Genomic DNA, 21,061 nt, shown 5'->3' with positions numbered 1-21,061 from the left:
CTTGGTGAGCCAAGATTTCCTGCGTGAGTTCGGTTTTTGGCAACCGTGATTAATCCACGCTTAATCCATACTAACTACTTGACCACCGGTGTCAAGAACTAAATTTACGAAAACTTACTATTTAAAAACTGAATATTAAAGTTATAAAACAGATATTTACAGTCTAAAAAGCGTCAGATAGTTGTATTATTCGTCTCGTCGTGTTTGGGAATTGTGCAGATATGAAAGAGATTGCAAGTGAAAGAGTGGGTAATCAACACGTCAACGAAGAGTAGTGATGGCTGTGTTAGGTATGTTATTGATATGTCGGTATATAACGACAAAATACGATTCACTTGCTGGCTTTCCATGCGGCCCGGGTGCGCCTCGTGATGACACCGGAAGCCATCAGCGCACTTCGCGATTCCCCGCGATACTGTTCAGAAAATTCTCCAGTTGGGTGTAGCCGCCAGCCGTGATCTCGTTTCGATCACTGGCGTCCCGTGGATCAAGACCATTCTCCCGTTCCCAATCATCCGGCATGCCATCGCGATCGCGGTCGGAAGGGGCGGGTGTCGATTGCAGTACCGGCCATCCTCCCACGTCGTCCTGGGAATCGATGATGCCGCTGTTCTTCTCCGGATCGGCCACCGCGTGATGCGTTTCGTAGGTCAGGCCCTCGAATGACGCAAAGCCGCCCCTGACCTCTTCGATAATGCGCAGGTCCACGGCATCGCGTTTTGGGACACTGGCACCGGCCCGGTCGAGAACCGCCTTGAATGCGGCCTCGGCGCTCTGCTGGTTAATGGGCATGGCGGGCCAGGGTTCATCAAGCCTCAGTGCGTCGAGGAACTCGGCGCCACCCTGCGGCTGGATGCCGCCCAGGACGTTGTTGGCCGAGACCCAGTCGTTGCCTTCGATGACGTTACCTTCGACGTACCATTTTCCGTAATCGCTGGCCCCGTCACGGGACCAGGGTGCGGTGATGCGATGCATGATGTCGCCCGGCAGGGTGGCGGGCCCGGCCTTCTGGTAGTTAGCCACCATGTTGATATTGCAATGATGGAACGCATCGTTGTTGGGTTGCTGCTGTTCGCCACCATAGGTGGCCTCGAAGCCCCAGTTGTAGATCACGTTGTTGCGATAGTCGGTATTGCCGCAGCCCGAAGCAAAGCGGGGATTGCGGCTGGAGTGATGGGCCAGGAGGTTGTGGTGGTACGTGCTGTAGTCCGAGCCCCAGATGCCACCGTAACCGTGGTTGGCGACGGCCTTGGTATGGTTCGATTCGTAGAGGCTTTCTGAAATGATGCTCCATTGCACGGTCAGGTTTCTGCCATGGTAAATGGACATCGTTTCATCCACTGACCAGCTGGCCGAAACATGATCCAGGATCAGGTTATTGGTGTAGCGGCTGGATATGGCGTCCTCGGCGCCACCGGACTCATCCCCGAGCCGGACCCGGATATATCGGATGATGACCTCGTCAGCGCTGATCACCAGCGGGTGCCGCTTCAGGGTGATGCCGTCGCCCGGGGCGGTCTGGCCGGCGATGGTGATGTAGGGATGGCTGATTTCCAGGCTGCTTTGCAGGTCGATGGTGCCGGAGACGCGGAAAATGACGGTCCGGGGTCCCCGGGCCTCGACCGCAGCGCGCAGGCTGCCTTCGCCGTTATCACCCAGGTGGGTAACGTGATAGACCTCGCCGCCACGACCGCCGACCGTGTACTTTCCGTAGCCTTCCGCGGTGGGAAACGCCAGTGTCCGGTCATCGGCCCCAGCGCCCGGTGCCAGCAGGGCCAGGAGACCGCCCAGTAATGTGTTGATATTGCGGTTCATCGAAGGCCTCCGGTTATTCGGGTCTGGGTGACTTTCAGAATGGCCGCCAGGGTGACAGCACGCTGTCCGGCAGGCCAGTGGCGCTGCCGTCGGCCGTGCAGGCACAGAAGTCGCTGGCGTGGCCCAGGTCGTTATGGCAGGCCAGCACGAATTCGGGGTCGGCCTGCGGGCCGCACTCCAGTTCCAGGTCCTCGGCGGCTGCGTGGCAGACCAGCCCGACCGATTTGCAGGCGGTCTCGCAGCCGGAGCTGTCGTGAAAGACGATGGTGGCCCAGCCATCGCCCGCCTGGCAGGTTTCCAGCGCGGGTTTTTCGCGGTCGCGTGGGTGCTCGTAATACAGCTTGCCCTGGAAAAAGGTTTCACTGGAGCAGGCGCAGAAATCCGTGCTCTGGGCGCTGAGCTGGCCGCAACCCAGTTCCCAGGGCTGCGGTTCGCACTCACCCGCTACGTCGTGGTAGCTGCGCCGGCAACTCATGCCCTGGCTGGCGCAGGCGGCGTCGCAGCCGATACCGTTCTGGGAGATCAGCGAGGTCCAGTTTTCGCCGGCTTCACAGATCCTGACATCGCTTTCAGCAACCGCGAGCGGTTCGGCGGGAGGTGACTTCATGCCGCCTTCGACGGGGGGCAGTGCGCGCGTGTGCGGCGAATCCGCGGCCAGGGCGCAGGACGCCGTGGCCAGCAGCGCGGTCAGCATGACCCGGCTAATGATGCTTTGGCGATACATGTCAGGGCTGCACATCGACGATGACGCGCTGGTAGCGGGTCAGGGCCGGCGTGCCGTTGTCGGTCACGGCCAGGATGATGTGCATGGTGCCGTTGCGGAGCACACGTGTCGTGGGCACCGTGAATTCCGCCTTGGCCTGGTCGGCGTTGTCGATGGTGAGCGGTTGGCCAGTGCGCGCGGTGCCGGTGGTGAACTCGCCGGGTTCCTTGTACAGGAACCAGGCGTACGAGAGACCGTCGCCATCCGGGTCGCTGGAGGCGGTGGCCGACAGCTCAACGCGGCCACCGGGTTTGGCGGTCAGCCGGTCGGTGTGGTCGAGTTTCGCCACCGGTGGGTGGTTGGCGTCTTCAGGAGATTGAATGGTCCAGTCCATGCGCGCGACGAAGTCGTTCTGGTAGGCCTGGCGCCAGCGCCAGATGGTTTCCTTGTTGCCGGTGTGCCATTTGCCGTCCACGCCCAAGACCTCGTCGCGGGCGTCCGACCAGAACGGCCGTGTTTCCGGTTCCAGCAGGCGCTTTTCAAAACGCGGCGTGTAGAACTCGTAGCGGCCGCCCCAGCCGCCCCAGTCCGGGTGGTCCGGGTGGCTCAGGCCGTTGTCGACCAGGTTCAGGTAACTGGGCGTGTCGCCCTCCATCATGTACTCGACCTGTGGGTACTGCGCGCCCAGCGGGCCCTTGCTGCGGATGTGCTCGTCCAGCCAGGGGTTGTCGACCAACTCGAAATCGGCGCCGACGAAGCGGCCGTGGAAATTGTCGCCGCCGATGCCGATCCACGTGGACATGTGGTACGCGCCGCCGGCATGGAAGCCGGGGCTGGCGATATAGAACAGGTCCGGGAACGTTTTACGCAGCCAGGGGCCGCTGTCGTCCTGGTCGGAGATGGTGTACACGCGCAGCTTGGCGACAAATTCGTTCAGCTCCGCCTCGCTGCGGGTCTCGCGGACCTTCCACAGCGCCTGCGCCAGCACGTTGGGGCCACCCCAGACGGTCACCCAGACGGGGCGCGGGTCGTCGCGGTCGACCACTTCGATCAGGAAGTCTGACCCGCTGGAGTCCATGCCTTCGCCGACGGCGTTCATGCCGTAGTCGGGGCGGCCTTCGCGGATCAGCGACAGCAGGTGATTGGCGGTGGGGAAGCCCGGCTCGTGTTTCTCCAGGTTGTCACGCACTTCGCCGTAGGCGCCGACAATTTCGCGGATGCGCCAGGCGGCGGTCTGGTCCGGCTGGTGCACGGAGGTCGTGGCGACCAGGCCCTCCACGTCCCACTGGTTGGCGTAGACCAGGAAGCGGACCATCGACATGGCGTCGTCCGGTTCGTTCTCGATGTCGGTCAGCACGAACACACGCGGTTTGTCTTCGCGGGCTTCTGCGAGTGCGGGTGTGCCGGCCAGGGCCAGCAGTGAAAGGATGAGCAGGAATCGGGTCATATCAATCACTCCGGTTGCGCGGGCTGGCCTTGTCGATCGCCACGGCGATGAGAATGACCATGCCCTTGATGACCTGCTGCCAGAACGGTGAGACATCCAGCAGGAACAGGCCGTTGTTGAGAACGCCGATGATCAGGCAGCCGAGCACGGTGCCCATGATCGAGCCGCGGCCACCGGACAGCGAGGTGCCGCCGATGACCACCGCGGCGATGGCGTCCAGTTCGTAGCCCATGCCGGCGTTGGGCTGGGCGGAATCCAGGCGCGCCGTGACCAGCACGCCGGCCACGCCCGCCAGCGCGCCACCCAGGGTGTACACCCAGATCTTGACGCGGTTGACGCGCAGGCCGGTGAGCAGCGCCGCGCGCTCATTGCCGCCGACCGCATACAGGTGGCGGCCGAAACGGGTCTTCTTCGTGATGACCACGAACGCTGTCACCAGCAGCGACGCGATCCATACCGGCATCGGGATACCCATGAACGTGCCGGTGCCGATAAACCCAAAGCCCTCGCCCAGGCCGGTGATCGGAAAACCACCCGTCCACAGCATGGTCAGGCCACGGGCGATGCTGAGCATGCCCAGCGTGGCAACAAATGGCGGGATTCGGAATTTCGTGATGACGAAGCCGTTGAACCAGCCCAGTACCATGCCGACGACAACCGCGCCGACGATCGCGCCGGCCAGCGTGAACTGCAGCAATACATCGATCGCCGGGATGCCGATGCCGTTTTTCATCAGCCCGGCGGCCACGGCCCCGGCCAGTGCCAGGATGGCGCCGCCAGACAGGTCGATGCCGCCCGACAGGATGATCAGCGTCATGCCGATCGACAGGCACAGGTTGACGGAAATCTGCCGCAGGATGTTCCAGCCGTTTTCGGGCGTCAGGAAGGCGTCGGAAGCCAGCGCCATGACGATGATCATCAGTACAAGCGCGATCAGCGGCTGGGACTTGGCGAGCAGGTCGCGTGTGGACAGGGTCGGGGTATTCAATGCAGCGATTCCATGGTGGTCGGCAGGGCCGCGTTCATCAGGTTGGCCTCGTTGGCCTCCGCGCGGCTGAACTCGGCGGTCTTGCGGCCTTCGCACAGCACCATCACGCGGTCGGCGATGGCCAGGACTTCGGGTAGTTCGGACGACACGACGATCACCGCCAGACCGGCATGGCTGAGCTCGTTGATCAGCGCGTAAATCTCTTCCTTGGCGTTGATGTCGATTCCGCGAGTCGGCTCATCCAGCAGCAGCACGCGCGGCTGCGTGGCCAGCCACTTGCCCAGGATCACCTTCTGCTGGTTACCACCGGAAAGGTTGCGGATGATCTCGTGGCTGGACGGCGTCTTGACGCGGAAACGGCGGTTGGACTCATCCACCATGGCCAGTTCCGCGCGCCGGTCGATAAAACCGCGCCGGGTGAAGCGGGGCAGGCTGGCCAGGCTGGTGTTGTCGGCCACGCTCATGCCCAGCACCAGGCCCTCGTGCTTGCGGTCTTCGGGGCCCAGCGCCAGGCCATGGGCGATGGCATCGGCGGGGGAGCGCACGCTGGCCGGCTCGCCATCGACGAGCAGCTGGCCGTCGCCCAGGCCCGGGTGCAGGCCGAAGACAGTCTCCAGCAGCTCGGTGCGGCCGGCGCCCATCAGGCCGAAAATGCCCAGCACTTCGCCTTCGCGGACATCGAAACTCACGCTGTCCAACAATCGCCGGCCCTGGTCGCCGGGTTTGCCCAGGCTGATGTTCTCGGCGCGCAGCACCTCGGCGCCCGGCGTCGGCCGGGGCAGGGCGTCGGGTTGGCGGGACTCGCGCCCGACCATCATTCGGACAATGCCGTCGCGGTCCAGGTCGGCCAGGGGCGCCGCGTCGATCAGCCGGCCGTCGCGCATGACCACGGCGTCATCGCCGATGCGGGTGAGTTCTTCCAGCTTGTGGGTGATGTAGGCAATCGCCACGCCCTGGCGCTTGAGCCGGTCGATGATGCCGAACAGCACCTCGATCTCGTGCTCGGTAATGGCCGAGGTCGGCTCATCCATGATCAGCACGCGGGCGTTGGTCGACAGCGCCTTGGCGATCTCGACCACCTGCTGCTGGCCCACGCGCAGCTGGCTGACCGGCGTGGTGGGCGGCACATCCAGGTCCAGGGTCTCCAGCAGGGCCGCAGCGTCGCGATTCATTTTCGCGGTGTCGATCAGGCCCAGGCGGGTCAGTGGTTCGCGACCCAGGAAGATGTTCTGCGCGATGGTCAGGTTGGCGACCAGGTTCAGTTCCTGGAAGATCATCGTGATGCCAGCTTCGCTGGCCTCGCGCGGGTTACCGAAGTCCACCGGCTCGCCACCCAGGTGAATAGTGCCGGTATCGCGGCGCAGCACGCCGGCGATGATGTTCATCAGCGTGGACTTGCCGGCGCCGTTTTCACCCAGCAGGGCCGTCAGGCGGCCGCTGCGCAGGGTCAGGCCAACGTCATCCAGCGCCTTTACGCCGGGGAAGGACTTCGAAATGCCCTGGGCCTGCAGAACGATGTCGCCCGGGGCGGTCATGGCAGTTCGATGTTCACCGGGACGACCAGCAATTCACCGGGCGCCTGACCGCTGTCGGCCACCTCGGTGCCGCCAGTGAAACGGATTCGCTGGCCCGGCGCGACGCCGGCCTCGAGCTGCGCCATCGCCCCGGCTTCCACGCGCCGGTTGATGGCCTCGGAAATGGCGTTGAACTCCTGCGCGTTGGCGAAGCGGCTCACGTCCAGCTGCCCTGAACCGTCGCGGATGGCGTTGCCGAACACCGGGCCGACCTCGATGATCACCTCCGGGGTGTCGTCGTCATCCAGGCTGATGCCCAGCCGGTACTCGCCGGCGTCGACCACGGTGCCCTCGCCGCTGACCAGGAACGCGGTGCGGCTGCTCAGTCCCAGGCGATGGCCGTAGCGCTCGCCGGCGGCCGCAAAATCGCGGCCCAGTTCATCAAGCAGGGTGCCGGCATCCACAGCGTCTTCGAGCGCGGTCGCCAGCGGGCCCGCCCAGAATTCGTCGACGAACGTCTCGGCATTGAACGCGCCAGCCTGCGCCTGCTGCCGGGTTTCTTCCAGCGGCAGCACATGGAACAGCGGCACGAACCAGATCAGCACGGCCAGCCCGGCGGCAAGGGCACCGCCCCAGGCCAGGCGCGGCACCCGGTTGGGAGCACTCTGGGTCATGGGCTTACTGGCGGCCGAAGTCGCCGTACTGGTCGACGTTCTCCGCCGTCACCAGTTCCACGGCCACCGGGGTCTTCTGCGGGAAGTCACGTTTGCCACCCAGGTACTCGTCGGCCGATTCGGCGGCGCGCCGGGCCATGACCTTGGGGAATTGCATGCCGGTGGCGGTGATGCCGCCCTCGGCGATCAGTCGGACCACGTCGTCGGCGCCGTCAAAACCAAACACCTTGACCTGGCCCGCCTTGCCCGCGGCGACCAGCGCCTGGTAGGCGCCCATGGCCATGGCGTCGTTGCCGGCGAACACGGCGTCGATGTCCGGGTTCGACTGCATGATGGACTCCATCACGTCCAGCGCCTTGGCGCGGTCGAAGTCAGCGCTCTGCTGCGCGACCATTTCCAGGCCCGGAAAGCGGTCGACCACGCTGTGGAAGCCCTTGGAGCGGTTCCAGGTGTTGTTGTCGCCCACCAGGCCCAGCAGTTCGACGTATTTTCCTTCGCGGCCCACGGTCTCGACGAAGTGCCGGCCGATGTCGACGGCGCCGGAGTAGTTGTCGGAGATGATTTGCGTGATTGCGGCGTCGGTGGCGTTAATCTCGCGGTCGATGCAGAACACCGGGATATCGGCGGCCTTCGCGCGGCGCACGTTGGCCACGGAACCGTCGGCATCGGTGGGGTTGAACAGGATGGCGCTGTAGCCGGAAGCCAGGATGTTCTCGTAATGGCTGGCTTCCTTGGCCGGGTCGTTCTGCGAGTCGAAGATCGTGGCTTCATAGCCCAGTTCGCGGGCGCGGTCGCGGGCGGCCTCGGCCAGCACCACGAACCAGGGGTTGTTCAGTGTCGAGACCACCACGGCGACTTTTTTTGGGCCGGTGGGTTCGGCCGGCGCCGAGGCGGTTGACGGGTCACCGCTCTCACCGGAGCAGGCCACCAGTGTGGCCAGCATCAATGCGAGCAATGGCAGCAGGGAAAATCGATTTCGGGTGTTCATGTCTGAGCCTATGACGATGAAGGTTGATGGGAATGTTTCAGCGCCTGGTCCACGGCCTGGCGCCAGCCGTCCAGCCGGAACCGCGCGGCGGCTTCCGACATCGACGGGGTGAGCACGGTGTCTTCGGGTGGGGACGCCGTGAGTTCTTCGGGTGATGAGTGGATGCCCAGCCCCAGCATGCCCATCAGGGCGGTGCCGAGGGCTGAGCAGTCCGGCGCGCGGGCCACCTGCAGTTCAGTTCGGGTGATGTCTGCGGTGAACTGCATGAGCATGCGGTTGGCCGTCGGGCCGCCGTCGGCGTGCAGCCGGCCCAGGGTGACGCCGGACTCGGCCTGCATGGCGGCCAGCACATCGTGCAACTGGTAGGCCATCGACTCGAGCGCGGCCCGGGCCACGTGGCGGCGGTCGCTGTAGCCGGACAGGCCAGTGATCAGCGCGCGGGCCTCCGGCGCCCAGTAGGGAAAACCCAGGCCGGAAAACGCGGGTACCAGGTAAACGCCGCCGGTGTCGTCGATCTCGCCGGCCAGTGCTTCGACGTCATCGACATTGTCCAGCAGACCCAGCTGGTCGCGCAGCCAGGTGAGCGTCGATGCCGAGTGAATGATGATGCCTTCGAAGGCATAGGTCGGTTGGCCGTCCAGTTCCCAGGCCAGCGCGGTGACCACGCCGTTGCCGGGGTTCAGGGGCTGGTCGCCGATATTGAGCATCACCGAGGAACCGGTGCCGAAAGTGGCCTTGGCCGAGCCGGGCTGGAAGCAGCGGTGTGCGAACAGGGCCGCCTGCGAGTCGCCCATGATGCCGGCGATGGGCAAGGGTTCTGGCAGCGCGCCGCCCAGCGTGGTCGCGCCGAATTGCGCGCCGCTTTCACGCACTTCCGGCAGCGCCTTCATGGGCACTTGCCACAGCGTGCAGAGCGTTTCGCTCCAGCCCCTCGTGTTGATGTCGTACAGCAGGGTGCGGCTGGCATTGGTCGAGTCGGTGGCGAACACGGCGCCGTCGGTCAGGCGGTAGACCAGGTAGGCGTCGATGGTGCCGACCAGGGCTTCGCCGCTGTCCAGTTTCGCTGCCAGTTCCGGGCGGTTGCGCACCAGCCATTGCAACTTCGAGGCGGAAAAATAGGCGTCCAGGTACAGGCCGCTGCGTGCGCGGACTTCGCCACCGGCGCCGGCGGCTTCATGCATGGAGCACAGGTCGTTGCCACGCCGGCACTGCCAGACCATGGCCGGGCACAGCGGCTTGCCGCTGCCGCGCTCAAACACGACCACCGTTTCGCGCTGGTTGGTGATGCTGATACCCGCCAGTTCACCGGCGATGCCGTCGTTGCGGTCCAGCAGCTCGCGGCTGACCGCCAGCGTGTTCTGCCAGATCTCTTCGGCATCATGTTCGACCCAGCCGGGCTGGGGGTAGTGCTGCCGGTGGTCACGGGAGACCTTGTCCAGGCAGCGGCCATCGGTATCAAACAGCAGGGCCTTCGTGGCCGAGGTGCTCTGGTCGATGGCGAGAATACGGGTCATGCAGCTCAGTGTCCCAGAATGGAGCGCATGGTGTCGGCCAGGCCCTCCATGGACAGACCGTAGTGACGGAAAATGTCGGCCTGGCTGCCGGTGACCGTGTACTCGTCGGGGATGCCGGCGATACGCAGGCGCGGTGCCAGTCCGGCCTGCAACAGCGACGCGGCGCAGGCTTCGCCAAGGCCGCCCGTGACCATGTGTTCCTCGACCGTGACCACGGCGCCCGTGACGGCCGCCGTGGCGACTTCATCGGTATCCAGTGGCTTGATTGACGGCAGGCTGGCCACGCGGCATTGCACACCGTGCTCACGGGCCAGGTGCTCCGCGGCCAGCAGGGCGTGGATCACGGTCTCGCCCGACGCCAGGAAAGCACCGTCGCCGCCTTCGCGCAACACACGCGCGCGCGCCGGCTGGACCGGGGCGTCACTGGGCAGGTCATACAGTGGCGCCTTGCCGAAGCGCAGGTAGACCGGCCGGTCCGCGGCCGCGGCATAACGCACGGCCTGTTCGGCTTCGAAGTTGTCGGCGGGCGCGCACACCTCGACATTATTAATGGCGCGCAAGGCGGCGAAATCGTGCAGTGAGTGATGGGTCGAGCCCAGCGCGCCGTAGCTGACGCCGGCGCTGATGCCGACCAGCGTCACCGGGTTGTCGGAATAGGCAACGTCGTTCTTTACCTGCTCCAGCGCCCGGGTGGCCAGGAAACAGGCCGGCGAGACGGCGAACACGATCTTGCCCGTGGAGGCCAGGCCGGCGGCCACGCCGACCAGGTTCTGCTCGGCAATACCCACCTCGACGATCTGCCGCGGCAACGCCTGGCCAAACGGGCCAAGTTTGCCGGAGCCGCGCGAGTCGCTGGTCACTGCCAGCACGTCGCGGTCGGCTTCGGCCAGGTCCTGGACGGCGGCGGCAAACACTTCCAGGTTCGCGCGGCCTTTCGACAGCCCCAGGTCGGTGGCCAGCGCCGTGGCCGCTTCGGAATACATGGACGGGGCCGGGGCGCTCATGCGGCGGCCTCCAGGCGGGCCATCGCGGCATCGATTTCCTCGATGGCGGCGGCGAACTCCTCGTCGTTGGGCACCCCGTGGTGCCAGCGACCGACATCTTCCATGAAGCTCACACCTTTGCCCTTGATTGTGCGGGCGATGATGGCGCTGGGTTTGCCTGCCGCCAGCGGCCGTGCCAGCGCATCTTCAAGCGCGGCCAGGTCATGGCCGTCCACTTCACGAACGGCCCAGCCGAAGGCGTCGAATTTGTTCGCCAGCGGCTCGCTGCTCATGACATCGCGGGTGCGGCCGGTGATCTGCAGGCTGTTGCAGTCGATGATCGCGGTCAGGTTGTCCAGCCGGTAATGCGCGGCCGCCATCGCGGCCTCCCAGTTGGAGCCCTCGGCGAGTTCGCCATCACCCAGCAGCGTGAACACGTGCCAGTCGGCTTCATCCAGCTTCGCGCCGATGGCCATGCCGGTGCAAATCGGCAGGCCGTGGCCCAGCGCGCCGGTGTTCTGCTCGATGCCCGGCACCTTGCGGGTGGGGTGGCCGACGAAGTGCGACTGGTAGCCGCACAGCGTGTCGAGGTCGCTGGCTGGGAAAAACCCCTGGTCCGCGAGCACGACAAACAACGCCTCTACGGAATGGCCCTTGCTCTGCACGTAGCGGTCGCGCGTGGGCGAGCCGAACGTGTCCGGGCTGACATTCAGTGTGCGGTTGTAGAGCACGTTGAGGATATCCGTGCAGGACAGGCTGCCGCCGGTATGGCCGGCGCCGGCATGCTTGATGGCGCGCAGGATATCCCGGCGGTACTGCCAGGATTTCAGGGCGAGTTCGTGGTCGTTCAGTTGAGTCAATCCGGGGGCCTCGGCGTTGCGTCCCGGCGGCCTGTACGGCTCTCCGGGCGACCATCGTCGTCGGTTCAGGTTTTTTGCCAAATCTTCAATAAAGCGAGCAATTGAATGCTAACACAAAGAAAACACTTTCGAAAAGTTTCGATTTCGATCAAAAAAAGGGGTCAGGCCAGCAGGGAAGCGTCCACCTGGTTGATGTGTGTGGCCCCGGTCAGGGCCATGGCGACGCGCAATTCGGCCTCGTACAGGCTCAGCAAATGGGTGATGCCGGCCTGCCCGCCGCCAGCCAGCGCGTAAACCCAGGGCCGACCGATCATGACGCCGTCGGCGCCCAGGGCCAGCATGCGCAGGACATCCAGGCCGGAACGGATACCGCCGTCGGCGAAAATCGTCGCGCGTCCGTCAACGGCCTTGGCCACCGCGGGCAGCGCGCGGGCGGAACTGACGGCGCCGTCCAGCTGACGGCCGCCGTGGTTGGACACGACCACGCCGTCGGCACCGTGAGCGACGGCCTCGCGGGCGTCTTCGGGGTCGAGGATGCCTTTCAGGATGATGGGGCCATCCCAGGCTTCGCGGACGAACTCGAGGTCGCGCCAGGTGACGGTGGGGTCGAAATTGCCGCGCATCCAGGCGAAGAAGTCTTCCAGGCCGGAGCCTTCTTCAAGAACGGGGGCGACATTGCCCAGTCCATGCGGGCGGCCGCGCACGCCGACATCCCAGGCCCAGCGCGGGTGCATCATGGCCTGGCCGACCCGCTTCAGGCTGCCGCGCAGGCCGGGCATACCGGCCAGGCCGGAGCGGTAGTCGCGGTAGCGGGTACCCGGCACGGGCATATCCAGCGTGAACACCAGCGCCGGGCAGCCGGCGGCTTTCGCACGCGCCAGCAAGTCACGCATGAAGCCACGGTCGCGAATCATGTAGAGCTGGAACCAGAAGGGCGCGCTGGCGGCCTGCTGCACTTCTTCGATGTCGCACAGGCCAACCGTGGACAGGCAGAACGGCACGCCGTGGGCATTGGCCGCGGCCACGGCCTGGGTCTCGCCACGGCGGGCGTTCATACCCGCAATGCCGATCGGCGCCAGGGCCAGGGGCATGGCGTGTTTCTGGCCGAACCACTCGGTGCCGATATCAATGCTCGAGACATCACGCATGACCCGCTGGCGCAATTCGATGGCCGAGAGGTCATCGCGGTTACGCCCCAGCGTGGTTTCGTAGTAGGCGCCACCGTCGATGTACTCAAACAGGAACGGCGGCAGGCGCCGGCGGGCGAGTTCGCGGTAATCGGTGGGTGCGGCGGGTTTCACGCGGAAAGCTTGCCGTAACCGGCGCGTTCGCGCCAGCGCCGGGCCAGCCCCGGCAGGTCGAGATCGGTGGCGGGCACGGCTTCAAGCGGCGCCGGCGCCGGCAGTCCCGGGGTGATCATGTTGAGCGCACCCCAGGCCACGTCCAGTTCGGCGCTGGACCGGAACAACCCCTGGTCCGGCCGCAGACTGGCCAGGGCCGCCATGAACACCGGGTTGGCGCCGAAGCGGCCTTCGACCAGGAGCTGACCCTTGCCATCGATCTGGTCCAGAATGCAGTCGGTGACCAGCGCCAGGTACAGGTCGGTGGCGACCCGCAGGTCGACCGGGCTGTCGGGGCGGTTCAGCCATTGGCCCGGTCCCTTGGGGAAGGGGCCGACGCCGGGAACGAAGCCGGGCAGCGCCAGTTGCCCCTTATCCATGACAACGGCCAGTCGGCTAAGCAGTTCATCCGGGGCCATGGATGCTGTTTCCCGGTAGCAGAATATGCCGGCGGCCAGCTCGGCTTCGCGGCCGCCCATGAAGCGTGCCGATGCGATGGGGCGGCCATGAATGTCGACATTGAACAGGCTGTCACGCTGGGCATCCAGGGCCGGTGGCTGCGATCGATGCCCGGCGGCCGGAGAGTGCATGGCGATAAACCAGGTGCCGGTCGACAGCACGGTCGCGTCCTGGTCGCGCAGCTCGGGTTGCCCCAGGGCGGCCTGCAGGGCGGCATTGCTGTCATGCAGGCCGCAAAAGACCTGGCATTCCGGTGAAAGGCCCGCGCGTTCCGCGAACGCCGGAGTGACGGGACCGAGAGCGTCCCAGGCGGCCCGGATGGGGGCCATGCGCCGGTCCCAGCCGCGCCGGCCGGCCAGTGCGCTGAACGTGCGTTCCCGCGGGTTCCACAGGTCGGTGTGACAGCCCAGGCTGGTGAGTTCCGCGCTGGCAACGCCGGAGAACAGCCAAGCCCAGTACTGTGGCCAGGGCAGGATGTCCACGTCATCCGGCAGCGGGCCCAGCCAGTGCTCCAGTGCGTGCAGTTGCCGCCCCAGGTTCAGGCCCTGGGGCAGGGCCGGTGACCCGGTGTCGATGAAGGCGTCGCGTGCGGTGTCGTATGACGACATCGGCACATCATCCAGTCCCTGCTCGTAATCCATCGGTTCGGCAAACAGTCGGCCGTCACGGACCAGCGCGGCGGCGGCGCCATGGGCGACCACGATGATCCGGCCGATGTCCCGTGGCGAGGGCAATGTACGGATGGCCTGGACGAGCCAGGTTTCGATGCCCTCGTGATCAAGGGCCAGGTAGCCGGCGGCGCAGCGCCTGGGCGTGTTGCCCCTGGATTCGCATTGCAGGCGCACGCCATTGGCGTCCCAGACGCTTGTTTTAGCGTAGGTTTTGCCGATATCGAGAACCAGGGTCAGGGTGCTGATAGTGGGAGCCTTTCAGATTGTTAATGATTGTAATTGATTGGTAATGATAACAAATTGCTCAGTTTGTGCTAGTATCAGTCAAACTCACGGGCGACACGAATCGCCCCGGCTCATTACCGATACCCAAGGACATCATACGTGGCCATACCTTTCGAGATACCTGAAAACCGCTGGTCAAACGAGGACGCGCAGGGGCGCTCGGAATCCGAGCTGTTGCTGTACCGTTCCAACCTGCTGGGCTCTGACCTGACGGTCACCAATTTTGGCGGCGGTAACACCTCGGCAAAGATCCAGGAGCGCGACCCGCTCAGTGGCGAGGCGGTAGAGGTGCTGTGGGTCAAGGGCTCCGGCGGCGATATCGGTTCGATGGACATCGGCGGGTTTTCAACGCTCTACCAGGACAAGCTGCTGGCACTGGAGTCGCTGTACCGCGGTGTGGAGCACGAGGACGAAATGGTCGGTTACCTGCCGCACTGCACGTTCAACCTGAACCCGCGTGCCGCGTCCATTGATACACCGCTGCACGCCTATCTCGAGTTTAGCCATATTGACCATGTACACCCGGACGCGATCATCGCACTGGCGGCCTCGTCGGGCGGTGAGGCAGCCACGCAGGCTATCTGGGGTGGGAAGATCGGCTGGCTGCCCTGGAAAAGGCCCGGTTTCGACCTGGCGCTGCGACTGCGTGACCTGGTCAAGAGCCAGCCCGGACTGCGCGGCGTGATGCTGGCCGGTCACGGCATTATCTGCTGGGGTGACAGTGCAAAGGCCTGTTACGACAACACGATCGAGCTGATCACCGACGCCGCGCGTTACCTGAACGCCAAGCTGGCCGAGCAGGCCTTCGGTGGCGAGAAGGTGCCGCCCCTGGCCCCGGAAGCCCGGCGTGAATCCGCCGCCGCGCTGATGCCGCGCCTGCGCGGCCTGATGACCGGCGACCGGCCCAAGGTCGGGCATTTCTCCGACGATGCCGAAACCCTGGAGTTCGTCGGTTCCGAAGACTTCGAACGGCTGGCGGCCATCGGCACCTCCTGCCCGGACCATTTCCTGCGCACCAAGATCGCGCCGCTGACCCTGGACCCCGCGCGCCTTGATGACATGGACTACCTGGGTGAAGCGCTGGAGGCCTACCGCCAGGGCTACGCAGCGTACTACGAGCGCTGCGCGGGTCCGGAAGACCCTGCCATGCGCGATGCCAACCCGGTGGTCGTGCTGGTGCCCGGCATCGGCCGGATCACCTTCGCGGCTGACCGCAAGACCGCACGCCTGGCCGGCGAGTTCTACGCCAATGCCATCAACGTGATGCGCGGCGCCGAGGCGATCGGCGAGTACATCGGCCTGGACGAACAGGAAGCCTTCGATATCGAGTACTGGGCACTGGAAGAGGCCAAGCTGCAGCGCATGCCGAAGCCGAAACCGTTGGTCGGGCAGGTCGCCCTGGTGACCGGCGCCGCCGGTGGCATCGGTGCGGCCTGCGCCGCCAGGCTGTTGGGCGACGGCGCCTGTGTCATGCTCACCGACCGCGATGAGAACGCGCTCGAAGAGGCGCGTGCGCGCCTGGCTTCACAGTTTGGCGCCGACCTCGTTGGCGCGGCGACCTGTGATGTCACCAGCGAGGACCAGGTTGCGGCCGCCTTCAGTGCCTGCGCACTGGCCTTCGGCGGCCTGGATATCCTGGTGGCCAATGCCGGCCTGGCATCGGCTGCCCCGATCGAGGAAACCACGGTCGAGCTGTGGCGCAAGAATCATGATGTGCTGGCCGAGGGGTATTTCCTGACCGCGCGCGCGGCCTTCCCGCTGCTGAAGCTGCAGGGCGAAGGCTCGATCGTGTTTATCGGTTCCAAGAACGCGCTGGCCGCGTCGAAGAACGCCTCGGCATATGCCTCGGCCAAGGCGGCATCACTGCACCTGGCGCGCTGCCTGGCGCTGGAGGGCGCCGGCCACGGCATCCGCGTCAACGTGGTCAACCCCGACGCCGTGATTCGCGGCTCGAAGATCTGGGACAGCAACTGGCGCGAGGAGCGCGCATCGGCCTACGGGGTCGATTCCGGCGAAGAGCTGGAGGCCTACTACCGCGACCGTTCCATGCTGGGCCGCAACGTGCTGCCCGAGGATGTCGCCGAGGCCGTGTGGTACTTTGCGGCACCGGTGTCGGCCAAGTCGACCGGCAACATCATCAACGTCGACGCGGGTAACGCCACGGCGTTTTCCCGCTAAGCAAGGAGCCCGCGCCCATGCCGCAGTTCAGCGAAATCACCACCGACCTGGCGCAGCTGGCCATCGAGCTGCCGTCCTGGGCCTTTGGCAATTCCGGCACGCGCTTCCGGGTGTTCGGCCAGCCGGGCGTGCCGCGTGACCCGTTCGAGAAGATCGCCGACGCCGCCCAAGTACATCGCCACACGGGCCTGGCGCCCAGCGTGGCGCTGCACATTCCCTGGGACCGCGTCGATGACTTTGACCGCCTGCGCGCGCACGCCGCGGACCTTGGCGTGGCGCTGGGCACGATCAATTCGAACACGTTCCAGGACGACGCCTACATGCTGGGCAGCCTGGCGCACCACGACCCGAAAGTCCGCCAGCAGGCCATCGACCATCACTTCGCGTGTATCGACATCATGGGCGCGACCGGCTCGCGTGACTTGAAGATCTGGCTGGCCGACGGTAGCAACTACCCCGGGCAGGCCGATATCCGTTCGCGCCAGGACTGGCTGGCCGAGTCGTTGGCCACCATCTACGAGCGCATCGGTGACGACCAGCGGCTGGTGTTGGAATACAAGTTCTTCGAGCCGGCGTTCTACCACACCGATGTGCCGGACTGGGGCACCGCGTTCGCGCAGGTGCAGGCGCTGGGTGATCGCGCCGTGGTCTGCCTGGACACCGGCCACCATGCGCCGGGAACCAATATCGAGTTCATCGTCGCCCAGTTGTTACGCCTGCGCAAACTGGGCTCGTTCGATTTCAATTCGCGGTTCTACGCCGATGATGACCTGATCGTGGGCGCCGCGGACCCGTTCCAGCTGTACCGGATCATGGTCGAGGTGATCCGCGGCGGCGGCCTGGACCCGACTTCCGGTGTCGCGTTCATGCTGGACCAGTGCCACAACATCGAGGCCAAGATTCCCGGCCAGATCCGCTCTGTGCTGAATGTGCAGGAGATGACGGCCAGGGCGTTACTGCTGGATCGCGATGCCCTTGCTGCCGCGCAGCAGTCCGGTGACGTTCTGGCCGCCAACGAGATCATGATGGACGCGTTCTACACCGATGTGCGGGGTGCGCTGGCCGCGTGGCGGTCGTCGCGCGGCCTGCCGGAAGACCCGATGGCCGCGTATGCCGCCAGCGGTTACGCCGACCAGATTGCGCAGGCGCGCCAGGGCGGTGCGCAGGCCGGCTGGGGCGCCTGACGCCTAGACCGGAACGGTGACCAGCCGGACACCGGCCGCCTTGACCATCTCGGCCTGGGCCGGCTCGATGCCGTCATCGGTGATGATGGTGCCCACCTGCGCCAGTTCGCAGACCACGTTGCCCGATGAATGCCGGAACTTGCTGCTGTCCACCAGCAGGATCAGTTCCTCGGCGCGCTCGATCAACCGACGCTCCGCCGCGACCAGCACCACGTCGGCCTGCATCACGCCCTGCGGCCCGATGGCGGCCGCGCCCATGAACAGCCGCGGCGCGTAGAACCGCGGCATGAGCTCATCCCCGGCCGCGGACAGGATGATGTTCTGCTCGCGAAAAACCGAGCCGCCGGGGACCAGCACGCGGGTGCCTTCCTGCGGCAGCAGCGCGCTGACGATATGCAGGGAATTGGTCAGGACCTGCAGTTCCAGGCCGGCCAGGTGCGGGCACATCTGCAGCGTCGTGGAGCCGCCGTCGATCATGATCGCCGAACCGCGCTCGCAGAGCTCGGCCGCGGCTTTGCCGATGGCCTCCTTCTGCTCGCGCATGCGATGGATGTTCTCGTGAAAGGGCACGCCCAGCAGCCGGTCCTGCTCGTTCATCCGGTCGTTTGCGATACGCTTCGCGCCGCCGCGCACTCGCTCAATTCGGCCATCTTCGGACAGGCGGGTCAGGTCTCTGCGCAGCGTAGCCGGAGACGCGTCCAGGCGCTTTTCGAGCTCACGGAAAGTGATAAAGCCGTTGCGGTTCAGCAGGTCCAGGATGGCCTGCTCGCGTTCGTTGGCATGCATTACGCGCTTACTCTGTGAGCGAAAACGAGCGATAAAGACGGAAAATTTATCATTTTGCGATCAATTTGGTTTAGGATTGCCGGGTTAGCCCGTTTGATTCTAGACCCAAACGGCCAGAATGACCAAAATTGATTAAACCTTACGTTTCATGTTGCGACCCACTGACAACCTAACCGTTTCTATTCCCGACGGCGTCTGGCCGGTGATGCTTACGCCATTCACTGCCTCGGGCCAGGTCGATTTCGCGGCCCTGGACCGCCTTGTGGACTGGTATATCGATGCCGGCAGTACCGGCCTGTTCGCCGTTTGCCAGTCGAGCGAAATGTTCGAGATGGACCATGAAGAACGCGCGGAAGTGGCACGCCGCGTGGTTGACCATACCGCCGGGCGAGTTCCCGTGGTCGCCAGCGGCACCTTCGGGGACGACCCCGGTGGCTGGGCTTCCGGTGTGCGTGACATGTACGCCACCGGCGTCGACGCCGTGGTCTGCCTGACCGGCGTGCTGGCCCGCAAGGATGAGGTCGACGCCATCTGGCAGCGCCGTGCCGCGCGGCTGGTGGACGACACCGCCGACATCCCGCTGGGCATCTACGAGTGCCCCCGGCCGTATCACCGGCTACTGGCACCGGAGACGCTGGCCTGGGCGGCTTCCACCGGCCGCTTTCATTTCCTCAAGGAGACGTCCGGCCGACCCGAGGTGGTCCGGGCCAAGCTGGATGCTGCCGCGGGTACCGGCATGCGGGTCTTTAACGCGGCTGCCGCCACAGCGCAGGAGAACCTGATTGACGGTGCCGCTGGCTTCAGCGGCATCTCCGCGAATTTTATACCCGAACTCTGGGTCTGGCTGTGCGCAAACTGGGCCAAAGAACCGGAACTGGCGGACGAATTACAGGCCTTCCTGCGCGAGGCGGAACACACCGTCGTGCGCGGCTACCCGGCCACCGCCAAGCACTTCCTGGTGATGAGCGGGTTCGACATGACCACCGCCTGCCGGGTCTGTACGGATGAGCTCGAGCCCGGCGTGACGGAGGCCCTGGCCGACATGCGGGCCGGCGCCGAAGCGTGGCGCCAGCGCCTGGGACTCGCCGGCTGACGGTTGGCCTGATGGAGCTGCCGACACTCGATATCCTGGTCCTGCTCGGCTACCTGGCCCTGATGGCTGGGATGGGGTTCTGGTTCTCCCGCAAGAATGTTAGCACCGAGGACTATTTCGTCGGCGGCCGCTCGTTCGCCGGCTGGGTGATCGGCCTGTCGATGGTGGGCACGTCGATCAGTTCCGTGACCTTCCTGGCGTATCCCGCCGACGCCTACAAGACGGCCTGGCTGCGTTTCCTGCCCAACCTGATGATGCCCCTGGCGGTGCTGATCGCGGCCTACGTGTTCCTGCCGTTCTTCCGCCGCGGCAAGATCACCTCGGCCTATGAGTACCTCGAAGGGCGCTTCGGGCCATCCATCCGGGTGTACGCGGCCGTGGCATTCATCGTCGCACAGCTGTTCAGGGTGAGCATCGTGCTGTTCCTGGTGTCGCTGGTGGTGCACGAGCTGACCGGCCTGGCGTCGACGCCGTGCATCCTGGTCAGCGGCCTGCTGGTGGCGCTGTACACCGTGGTCGGCGGTTTCCGAGCCGTGATCTGGACCGACGTCATCCAGACCATCGTGCTGATGGCCGGCGGCGTGATCTGCGTGGTGATGATCGCGCAGATGCTGCCCGGCGGACTGGGGCAGATCTTTTCCGTAGGCCTGGCCGAGGGTAAGTTCGCCATCGCCGAACTGGTCGGCGGCAACCTGGAGCCGGTGTCGTGGGAGCTGTCACTGAGCAGCAAGACGGCCACGATGATGTTGTTCCTGGGCCTGACCGTGTGGCTGACCGAGTACAGCAGCAACCAGAACGTGGTGCAGCGCTACTGCGCGGCGAAATCGACCCGCGAGGCGCGCAAGGCGATGTTTGTCTGCGTCAGCGTCAGCCTGCCGGTGTGGGCGTTCTTCATGTTCCTGGGCACCAGCCTGTACGTGTTTTACCAGCAGTTCCCTGCAGTGGAGGCGGCGGAAATGCTGGATGGCGCGCGCAAGGCTGAGCAGATCCTGCCGTATTTCATCATTAACGAGCTGCCGCCGGGTGTGACCGGCCTGCTGATCTCGGCGGCACTGGCGGCGGCCATGTCGTCGTTGGATTCCAGCATCAACGCCATTTCGACAGTCAGCATCGTCGACATCTACCGCCGGCACCTGGTGCCCGGGCGCAATGACAAGCACTACCTGCGCGTGGCCTGGCTGATTTCCGGGCTGGCGGCGGTGGCGATGATCGGCGGCGCGATCATCCTGGCCGAGAGCGAAACCAAGACCCTGCAGGACACCGGCAGCATCCTGATCTCGCTGCTGGGCGGGGGGCTGCTGGGGCTGTACCTGCTGGGCTTCCTGACCCGCCGCGGCGACGCGCGCGCGGTGGGCATGGGGATCGTCTGCACCATGGCATTTACGGCCTGGACGCTGCTGTCGACGCACGAGTTGCTGCCCGCGTTCCTGCATTTCCCATTTGACCTTTACTACACCGGGTTCATCGGCAACCTGGTGATGTTTGTCGTCGGCTTTTTGGCCGGAACCTGGCTGCCGAAACGGGAACGCAACCTGGAACACCTGACTGTCTGGGACTGACCCAGGGCTCAACAACAAGG

General features: G+C 65.2%; 17 protein-coding genes. 4 read left to right on the top strand and 13 right to left on the bottom strand.

The window, feature by feature from the left end; all coding sequences use genetic code 11:
• Positions 1–387 precede the first annotated feature (387 nt).
• The 12 genes from F3N42_RS11950 to F3N42_RS11895 form a co-directional block, all read right to left on the bottom strand.
• Positions 388–1,815, bottom strand: coding sequence for a pectate lyase family protein (locus F3N42_RS11950; protein ID WP_224784892.1), 1,428 nt, complete (start codon positions 1,813–1,815; stop codon positions 388–390).
• A gap of 34 nt (positions 1,816–1,849) precedes the next feature.
• Positions 1,850–2,539, bottom strand: a complete 690-nt coding sequence (locus F3N42_RS11945; RefSeq protein ID WP_150864683.1) for a hypothetical protein — start codon at positions 2,537–2,539, stop codon at positions 1,850–1,852.
• A 1-nt stretch (position 2,540) separates the two neighbouring features.
• The gene (locus F3N42_RS11940) at positions 2,541–3,965 is read right to left on the bottom strand and encodes a DUF1593 domain-containing protein (RefSeq protein ID WP_150864682.1); all 1,425 of its coding nucleotides are present in this window, start codon (positions 3,963–3,965) and stop codon (positions 2,541–2,543) included.
• Position 3,966: 1 nt separating this feature from the next.
• The gene (locus tag F3N42_RS11935) at positions 3,967–4,953 is read right to left on the bottom strand and encodes an ABC transporter permease (protein WP_224784891.1); all 987 of its coding nucleotides are present in this window, start codon (positions 4,951–4,953) and stop codon (positions 3,967–3,969) included.
• Entirely contained in the window at positions 4,950–6,488 is a 1,539-nt protein-coding gene (locus F3N42_RS11930; protein ID WP_150864681.1) for a sugar ABC transporter ATP-binding protein, read from the bottom strand. Before F3N42_RS11930 ends, F3N42_RS11935 begins: the two co-directional genes overlap by 4 nt.
• A complete protein-coding gene (locus tag F3N42_RS11925) occupies positions 6,485–7,141 on the bottom strand; it encodes a DUF2291 family protein (RefSeq protein WP_150864680.1) in 657 nt (218 codons plus the stop codon). Before F3N42_RS11925 ends, F3N42_RS11930 begins: the two co-directional genes overlap by 4 nt.
• Before the next feature lie 4 nt (positions 7,142–7,145).
• Entirely contained in the window at positions 7,146–8,129 is a 984-nt protein-coding gene (locus F3N42_RS11920) for a D-ribose ABC transporter substrate-binding protein (RefSeq protein ID WP_150864679.1), read from the bottom strand.
• An 8-nt stretch (positions 8,130–8,137) separates the two neighbouring features.
• Complete coding sequence (locus F3N42_RS11915) at positions 8,138–9,643, bottom strand: FGGY family carbohydrate kinase (RefSeq protein ID WP_150864678.1); 1,506 nt, start codon at positions 9,641–9,643, stop codon at positions 8,138–8,140.
• A gap of 5 nt (positions 9,644–9,648) precedes the next feature.
• Entirely contained in the window at positions 9,649–10,647 is a 999-nt protein-coding gene (locus F3N42_RS11910) for a transketolase family protein (protein WP_224784890.1), read from the bottom strand.
• Positions 10,644–11,486, bottom strand: coding sequence for a transketolase (locus F3N42_RS11905; RefSeq protein ID WP_224784889.1), 843 nt, complete (start codon positions 11,484–11,486; stop codon positions 10,644–10,646). Before F3N42_RS11905 ends, F3N42_RS11910 begins: the two co-directional genes overlap by 4 nt.
• 161 nt (positions 11,487–11,647) lie before the next feature.
• Positions 11,648–12,787 carry an FMN-dependent L-lactate dehydrogenase LldD gene (gene lldD, locus F3N42_RS11900; RefSeq protein WP_150864677.1) on the bottom strand — a complete coding sequence of 380 codons (1,140 nt, stop codon included), beginning with the start codon at positions 12,785–12,787 and terminating at the stop codon, positions 11,648–11,650.
• Complete coding sequence (locus F3N42_RS11895; protein ID WP_150864676.1) at positions 12,784–14,130, bottom strand: acetate and sugar kinases/Hsc70/actin family protein; 1,347 nt, start codon at positions 14,128–14,130, stop codon at positions 12,784–12,786. Before F3N42_RS11895 ends, lldD begins: the two co-directional genes overlap by 4 nt.
• Positions 14,131–14,340: 210 nt before the next feature.
• On the opposite strand from F3N42_RS11895, the gene F3N42_RS11890 reads away from it, so the two are divergent.
• Positions 14,341–16,419, top strand: a complete 2,079-nt coding sequence (locus F3N42_RS11890) for a bifunctional rhamnulose-1-phosphate aldolase/short-chain dehydrogenase (protein ID WP_150864675.1) — start codon at positions 14,341–14,343, stop codon at positions 16,417–16,419.
• A 17-nt stretch (positions 16,420–16,436) separates the two neighbouring features.
• Positions 16,437–17,603, top strand: coding sequence for an L-rhamnose isomerase (gene rhaI, locus F3N42_RS11885; RefSeq protein WP_150864674.1), 1,167 nt, complete (start codon positions 16,437–16,439; stop codon positions 17,601–17,603).
• A 3-nt stretch (positions 17,604–17,606) separates the two neighbouring features.
• On the opposite strand, the gene F3N42_RS11880 is transcribed toward rhaI, so the two are convergent.
• Complete coding sequence (locus F3N42_RS11880) at positions 17,607–18,389, bottom strand: DeoR/GlpR family DNA-binding transcription regulator (RefSeq protein WP_150864673.1); 783 nt, start codon at positions 18,387–18,389, stop codon at positions 17,607–17,609.
• A gap of 202 nt (positions 18,390–18,591) precedes the next feature.
• Between F3N42_RS11880 and F3N42_RS11875 the strand changes: the two genes are divergently transcribed.
• Both F3N42_RS11875 and F3N42_RS11870 read left to right on the top strand, forming a co-directional pair.
• Entirely contained in the window at positions 18,592–19,482 is an 891-nt protein-coding gene (locus F3N42_RS11875; protein ID WP_191621377.1) for a dihydrodipicolinate synthase family protein, read from the top strand.
• A gap of 11 nt (positions 19,483–19,493) precedes the next feature.
• The gene (locus F3N42_RS11870) at positions 19,494–21,041 is read left to right on the top strand and encodes a sodium:solute symporter (protein WP_150864671.1); all 1,548 of its coding nucleotides are present in this window, start codon (positions 19,494–19,496) and stop codon (positions 21,039–21,041) included.
• The last annotated feature ends 20 nt before the right edge of the window (positions 21,042–21,061 follow it).

This window comes from Marinihelvus fidelis, from assembly GCF_008725655.1.
Lineage (GTDB): Bacteria > Pseudomonadota > Gammaproteobacteria > Xanthomonadales > SZUA-36 > Marinihelvus > Marinihelvus fidelis.
The sequence above is the reverse complement of the archived record's forward strand: the minus strand, read 5'-3'. Positions and strand labels throughout refer to the sequence as shown.

Excerpts from the sequence above, each read along its gene's own strand:
- F3N42_RS11950 (WP_224784892.1), bottom strand. The coding sequence starts at position 1,815 with ATGAACCGCAATATCAACACATTACTGGGCGGTCTCCTGGCCCTGCTG.
- F3N42_RS11945 (WP_150864683.1), bottom strand. The coding sequence starts at position 2,539 with ATGTATCGCCAAAGCATCATTAGCCGGGTCATGCTGACCGCGCTGCTG.
- F3N42_RS11940 (WP_150864682.1), bottom strand. The coding sequence starts at position 3,965 with ATGACCCGATTCCTGCTCATCCTTTCACTGCTGGCCCTGGCCGGCACA.
- F3N42_RS11930 (WP_150864681.1), bottom strand. The coding sequence starts at position 6,488 with ATGACCGCCCCGGGCGACATCGTTCTGCAGGCCCAGGGCATTTCGAAG.
- F3N42_RS11925 (WP_150864680.1), bottom strand. The coding sequence starts at position 7,141 with ATGACCCAGAGTGCTCCCAACCGGGTGCCGCGCCTGGCCTGGGGCGGT.
- F3N42_RS11920 (WP_150864679.1), bottom strand. The coding sequence starts at position 8,129 with ATGAACACCCGAAATCGATTTTCCCTGCTGCCATTGCTCGCATTGATG.
- F3N42_RS11915 (WP_150864678.1), bottom strand. The coding sequence starts at position 9,643 with ATGACCCGTATTCTCGCCATCGACCAGAGCACCTCGGCCACGAAGGCC.
- F3N42_RS11910 (WP_224784890.1), bottom strand. The coding sequence starts at position 10,647 with ATGAGCGCCCCGGCCCCGTCCATGTATTCCGAAGCGGCCACGGCGCTG.
- rhaI (WP_150864674.1), top strand. The coding sequence starts at position 16,437 with ATGCCGCAGTTCAGCGAAATCACCACCGACCTGGCGCAGCTGGCCATC.
- F3N42_RS11880 (WP_150864673.1), bottom strand. The coding sequence starts at position 18,389 with ATGCATGCCAACGAACGCGAGCAGGCCATCCTGGACCTGCTGAACCGC.
- F3N42_RS11870 (WP_150864671.1), top strand. The coding sequence starts at position 19,494 with ATGGAGCTGCCGACACTCGATATCCTGGTCCTGCTCGGCTACCTGGCC.